Origin of the sequence: Desertihabitans aurantiacus, from assembly GCF_003344635.1 — a bacterium.
In the GTDB taxonomy this organism is placed as follows: Bacteria; Actinomycetota; Actinomycetes; order Propionibacteriales; family Propionibacteriaceae; genus Desertihabitans; species Desertihabitans aurantiacus.
This window is the reverse complement of the sequence record NZ_QPKK01000245.1, coordinates 1-5,827: the sequence shown is the minus strand read 5'-3', so window position 1 is coordinate 5,827 and position 5,827 is coordinate 1. Positions and strand designations below refer to the sequence as shown.

Here is a 5,827-nt window from a genome sequence, read left to right as displayed (position 1 = left end):
GGACGCGGTCGCCGTCGTGCCGCCGCCACCGAGGACGACACCGCTCCCACCGCCGCGGCCCCCACCGAGACCAGCGCCGCCGGGACGAGCGCCGCCGAGGACGCGGCCGCCGCCACCCCCGCTCCGGAGGAGACCGAGCCGGTCGAGCCGCCGACCCGCACCCGCAGACGCCGCAGCCGCCCGGCCGCCGGTGTGGCCAACCCCTTCGCCACCGCCACCGAGACCGGGCCCGCCACCGAGGACGACCAGGACGGCGACGACGCAGCCGACCCGCTGAGCGCAGCCGTCCGGGCGGTCTTCGACCAGGTCGAGCGCGACGGCGCCGCCGAGCCGGCCGACGACGAGCCGACCGCGCTGGAGACCACCGCCGAGGCCGATGACGAGGACGAGGAGCAGCCCGCCGGGGCCGGCACCGCCGAGACCGACGACGAGGACGACGAGCAGCCGCGCCGCCGGCGTCGTCGCCGGGGCGGTCGGCGCCGCCGCCGTGGCGCGGGTGACAACGACAGCGACAACGGCGACACCGACGACGACGAGGACGGCGACGACGAGCCGGCCGACCAGGAGGCCGAGGACGGCGCCGCCGCCGAGGACACCCGGGCCGCCCAGCAGCCGGGCGCCGAGGACGCCGAGGGCGAGGAGGACTCCGGCGAGCAGTCGTCGGTGCGCCGCCGTCGCCGGCGCCGGCGACGTCGCGGTGAGGACGCCTCGGGGAGCGAGGACGACCCGAGCGACACCGTGGTGCGCGTCCGCGAGCCGCGCCGCTCGCGGGAGAAGGCCGCCAGCGACCAGATCACCGGGATCGACGGGTCGACCCGCCTGGAGGCCAAGCGGCAGCGCCGGCGCGAGGGCCGGCAGAGCAGCCGCCGTCGCACCCCGATCCTCAGCGAGGCCGAGTTCCTGGCCCGACGCGAGTCGGTCGAGCGCACCATGGTGATCCGCCAGCGCGACGACCTCTCCCAGCTGGCCGTGCTGGAGGACGGCGTGCTGGTCGAGCACTACGTCGACCGGGAGAGCGCGACCTCGCTGATCGGCAACGTCTACCTGGGCCGCGTGCAGAACGTGCTGCCCTCGATGGAGGCCGCCTTCGTCGACATCGGCCGTGGCCGCAACGCGGTGCTCTACGCCGGTGAGGTCGACTGGGACGCCCACGGCGCGGCCAAGTCCGACCGGCAGATCGAGAAGGTGCTGAAGTCCGGCCAGACCGTCCTGGTGCAGGTCACCAAGGACCCGGTCGGGGCCAAGGGCGCCCGGCTGACCAACCACGTGTCCATCCCGGGCCGCTACGTCGTCTACTCCCCGGGTGGTCACCTGTCGGGGATCTCGCGCAAGCTGCCCGAGAACGAGCGCAAGCGGCTGAAGAGCATCCTGGGTGAGCTGGTGCCCGACGAGGCCAGCGTCATCGTGCGGACCGCCGCCGAGGGCGCCAGCGAGGACGAGCTGGTCCGCGACGTCAACCGGCTCAAGGCGCAGTGGGAGCAGATCGAGAAGAAGATCCGCTCCGGCAGCGCCCCGCAGCTGCTCTACGCCGAGCCCGACCTGACGCTGCGGATCGTCCGCGACCTCTTCACCGAGGACTTCTCCTCGCTGGTCGTCGACGGCAACGCCGGGCAGAACGACGCCTACGAGACGGTCGAGAGCTACGTCGGCCACGTCGCCCCGCACCTGGCCGACCGGCTGCAGCGCTGGGACTCCGAGGAGAAGGGCGACGTCTTCGCCGCGCACCGGCTGGACGAGCAGATCGCCAAGGCGCTGGACCGCAAGGTGTTCCTGCCCTCGGGCGGCTCGCTGATCATCGACCGCACCGAGGCGATGACGGTGATCGACGTCAACACCGGCAAGTTCACCGGCTCCGGCGGCAACCTGGAGACCACGGTCACCAGCAACAACCTGGAGGCGGCGGAGGAGATCGTCCGCCAGCTCCGGCTGCGCGACATCGGCGGGATCATCGTCATCGACTTCATCGACATGGTGCTGCCGAGCAACCGCGAGCTGCTGCTGCGCCGGCTGGTGGAGTGCCTGGGTCGCGACCGGACCCGGCACCAGGTGGCCGAGGTGACCAGCCTGGGTCTGGTGCAGATGACCCGCAAGAAGATCGGCACCGGTCTGGCCGAGGCGTTCACCGAGCCGTGCGAGCACTGCGACGGTCTGGGCTACCACACCCACGACGTCCCGGTGCAGAGCCAGCACGCCGCCGACGGGGGCGAGCGGACGTCCCGGAAGGGTCGCAGCGGCCGCAACAAGGGCGGCCGTGGCCGTGGCAAGAAGGACGAGCAGCCCGAGGAGCCGGTGAAGCGCAACGGCGGCCCGCAGGACGTCTACGCCGCCATGCACAAGGAGGCCCACCCCGAGGACGACGCCGGGGAGGCCGACACGGCCCCGGAGGACGCCGCGGGGTCGGTCGCCGGGCCGGAGGAGCCGGCGCTGCCGGTCACCGAGCCCGCCATGGGGCCGGTCGCCGAGCCGGCACCCGCCGAGCCGGTGGTGGTGGAGCCGACCCCCGAGCCGGCCGGAGCCGAGCCCACCGACGTCGAGCCGACCGGTGCGGTGGAGGAGGAGCCCGCGACGGACCCGGTGACCGCCGAGGTCGTCGGGGACCCGTCCGCAGCCGATCCGGTCGCCGAGACCGCGCCGCTGCCCGGTGTGCCGGAGGCCGCGACCGGGGAGACGAGCCCGCAGGCGGAGCCGGCGGGCGACGTCCCCGGCGAGCAGGAGCAGGGCCCGACGGAGGGCTGAGCCGCGACGGGCGGACCGGGATCAGCCGGAGGTGGCTGCTCCCGGTCCCTCCGGCTGGCAGAACGCCGCCCGCGCGGCCACCGGGTCGGCGGGCACGTCGAGGAACGTGAGCCGCGGGGCGGCGGCGACGTTGTCCCAGAACCGCTCGACGGTCAGCGGCGCCGAGACGGCGTCCTGCAGCTCGGCGAGGTCACCGCAGGCCAGCGCCGAGCGGGCTGCGCGCACCTCCGGCGGGTCGTCCAGGGCCGGCGCGGCGTAGCGCGCGCGGCGCCAGTCCGGGGGAGTGGTGGAGTGCCCGACCCGAGAGCCGGGCTCCGGCACGACCTCCATCCGCGACTGCACCGCGTCGGCCAGCGAGTGGCGGTCGGCCATGAAGACGTCGGTCCCGGCCACCACGGCCGTCAGCCCGATGTTGTCCTCGGTGGTGACCACACCCATCCCGGCGGCGGCGGGCAGCCGCAGGGTGCGGTCGGAGTAGTAGGAGCGGCCCTCCGCGGCGGCCCGGCGGTGCTCCAGCCCGCGCTTGTACCAGCCCGAGCCCTGCCAGTCCTGCACCGAGACCGAGCGGTGGCTCGGGATGCGGGCCAGGTAGTAGGCCCGCTCGTCGGCGATGCCGGTCGCCTCGTCCCAGCGCTCGAAGGCCGGGAAGCGCAGGAACAACCCGCTCACCAGGCTGCTCACCGCCACCACCGCGAAGGCACCGATCAGCACCCGGCGGCGCAGCCGCACCGCCACCACCGGCGCCGCCATCGCGAGCGCGAACAGCGCCGGCAGCAGCATCCGGCCGTGCATGAAGTCACCACCCACCCGGATCACGTACAGCCCGTGCAGCACGGCGGCGACCAGCGGCGCCAGCGCCAGCGCGGTGCGTCCCAGGTCGCGCCCGGTGAGCACGGTGTCGAGGGCGCGGGCGAGCACCAGCAGCGCGATCAGGGCGCCCGGCAGCAGCAGCCCGTAACGGCCGAAGAGGTCGAGGAAGTAGGTCGCCCCACGCTGCCACTCCGCGTCCCCGGCCGCCTTGGCCAGCGCGGTGTTCGGCACCAGCGAGGCGAAGTAGCCCATCCGGAACAGCTGCCAGGCCGCCGGCAGCGCCAGCGCGGCCAGCAGGGTGGCCCACCAGGAGGAGAGGCGTCGGGGGTTCTGCAGGACCAGCGCCAGGCCGAGCACCGCGCCCATCAGGGTGAGGTCGGGACGCACCAGTGGCGCCAGCCCGATCAGCGCCGGCACCCACAGCGGGCGCCAGGCGGGCAGGTCGGGACGGGCCGAGAGCCGCCAGCTGAGGGCGAGCAGGCTGCAGCCGATCCAGGCGAAGGTGAGACCGGTCTCCAGGCCGCTGGTGGTGAAGTCCCACACCGGCGGCACCATCGCCACCAGCAGCGTCCCGAACGGGAGCAGCAGCGCGCCCCGCCCGCGGTCGCGGTACCACAGCACCCCGGCCAGGGTGCCGGCCACCAGCCCGCCGAGGGTCAGCACCCACCCCAGCCCCACCGCGAGCACCGAGGTCTCGCTCATCGGGGTGACGGCCTGGGCGAGCACCAGCAGCCACAGCCACAGCGTGCTGGTGGTGACCTCCACCCGCTCGGCGGCGTTGAAGCCCAGGCCGTTGCCGGCCAGCACCTGGTGCACCACCCGGACGTTGATCATCCCGTCGTCGGCCATCCAGCGGCGCTGCCACCCGGCGACCGCCAGGGCCACCACCGGCACCGCGAGCAGGACGAGACCGATCCAGGTCCGCGCCGGCGCGACGAGCCCATCCTTCGACGTCACCACGTGCCTCTCCGTCCGATCAGCCGTCTCGGCGGGGGCAGACCCGCCACGAGCTGGTACCCACGTCGCGCCCGCAGTCGAACCAGCGCTCGATGGCCTCCCGGGTCGTCTGCGCCCGGTCCCGCTCGAGCTTCATCCAGTGGTCGTTGACCACCACGTACTCCGCCCGCGGGTCCTCCAGGCAGGCGAGGTTCTCCGCGAAGCCCCGCAGCCCCTCGGTGTCGGCCCACAGGTTGCGCTGCAGGTAGGTCGCCGCGGCGTACCGACAGTAGGTGGGGTGGTCGAACAGATAGCTGTCCTCACCGAAGGCGAGGTAGACGACCGGGGCGTCGGGCCCGATCCGCTGGTCGATCTCGGCGATCTGCTCCAGGCTGCGCTGCCGGCGCTCCTTCTCGCTCTCGGGGGTGTAGCCGCCGAGCTGGAAGCCGTAGGAGAACGGCATGCTGGGCAGCAGCGCCCCCGCCAGCCCGAGCACCACGACCGCCGTCGCGACCCCCACCGCGACGCGCTGCCGGGCAGGACCGGCGGATCCCTGCTGCGGGGCGGACGTCCGTCGGCTGGCGGCCAGCACCACACCGACCGCCACCACCAGCAGGACGACGACGAGCACGACCTGCCCCCAGTAGGCCAGCTCGGTGCGCGGCAGCACCTCGAGCACGGGCGGCGCCTCCTCCCGCACCTCCAGCGGGGGCGTCATCAGCCACCAGGTGGACGCCGCGGCCACCAGCGTGCCCAGGCCCAGCACGACCCGTCCGGGCCACGGGCTCGCCGCCACCGCCCAGGCGACCCACCCGGCGGCCAGCACCGGCAGCGCGTCGAGCTGGTAGCTGTACCAGGACGCCTGCACGACCACGCCGGCACCGACCAGCAGCACGGCCGCCGCCGGCACGACGAGAGCCACCCGCCGGGCGGCGCCGCGCAGCCGGAGCACGAGGACGCCGATCGCCGCCGGCCAGACCAGCAGCAGCGGGCTGAGCAGCCCCATCGTGGCCAGCAGCGACTGCGGTGGGCAGCTGCCCCAGCTCTCACCGGTCCGGCACCACCACTGGGCGCTGAACTCGCTGTTGAGTGCGCTCAGCTCGGTGAACCAGGTCCACTCCACCGGCACCAGCGCGAACTGCACGCCGAGCACCACCAGCCCCACCACCCCGGTGAGCAGCGCGACCACGACCGCGCGGCGCAGCTGCACCAGGGCCAGCACGAGCAGGGCCACCGCGGCGGTGGTGGCGGTGGTGTACTTCATCAGCGCGGTGGCAGCGAGCAGGACCGCCGCGAGCGGCACGCCCCAGCGGGCTCGGGCCAGCCCCGCGGCGACGGCGGCCAC

The 5,827-nt window shown here is 74.5% G+C and carries 3 protein-coding genes; 1 reads left to right on the top strand and 2 read right to left on the bottom strand.

The features are described 5' to 3' along the window. Window positions 1-2,736: Rne/Rng family ribonuclease (locus tag DVA66_RS16250; protein WP_114561014.1), on the top strand; the 2,736-nt coding region annotated here is incomplete at its 5' end. 21 nt (window positions 2,737-2,757) lie between these two features. On the opposite strand, the gene DVA66_RS16245 is transcribed toward DVA66_RS16250, so the two are convergent. Then, window positions 2,758-4,503 (bottom strand): hypothetical protein, encoded by a 1,746-nt coding sequence (locus tag DVA66_RS16245; RefSeq protein ID WP_157974066.1) that lies wholly within the window; start codon window positions 4,501-4,503, stop codon window positions 2,758-2,760. A gap of 19 nt (window positions 4,504-4,522) precedes the next feature. Continuing rightward, the coding region (locus tag DVA66_RS16240) for a hypothetical protein (RefSeq protein WP_198671851.1) at window positions 4,523-5,827 on the bottom strand (1,305 nt) is incomplete at its 5' end.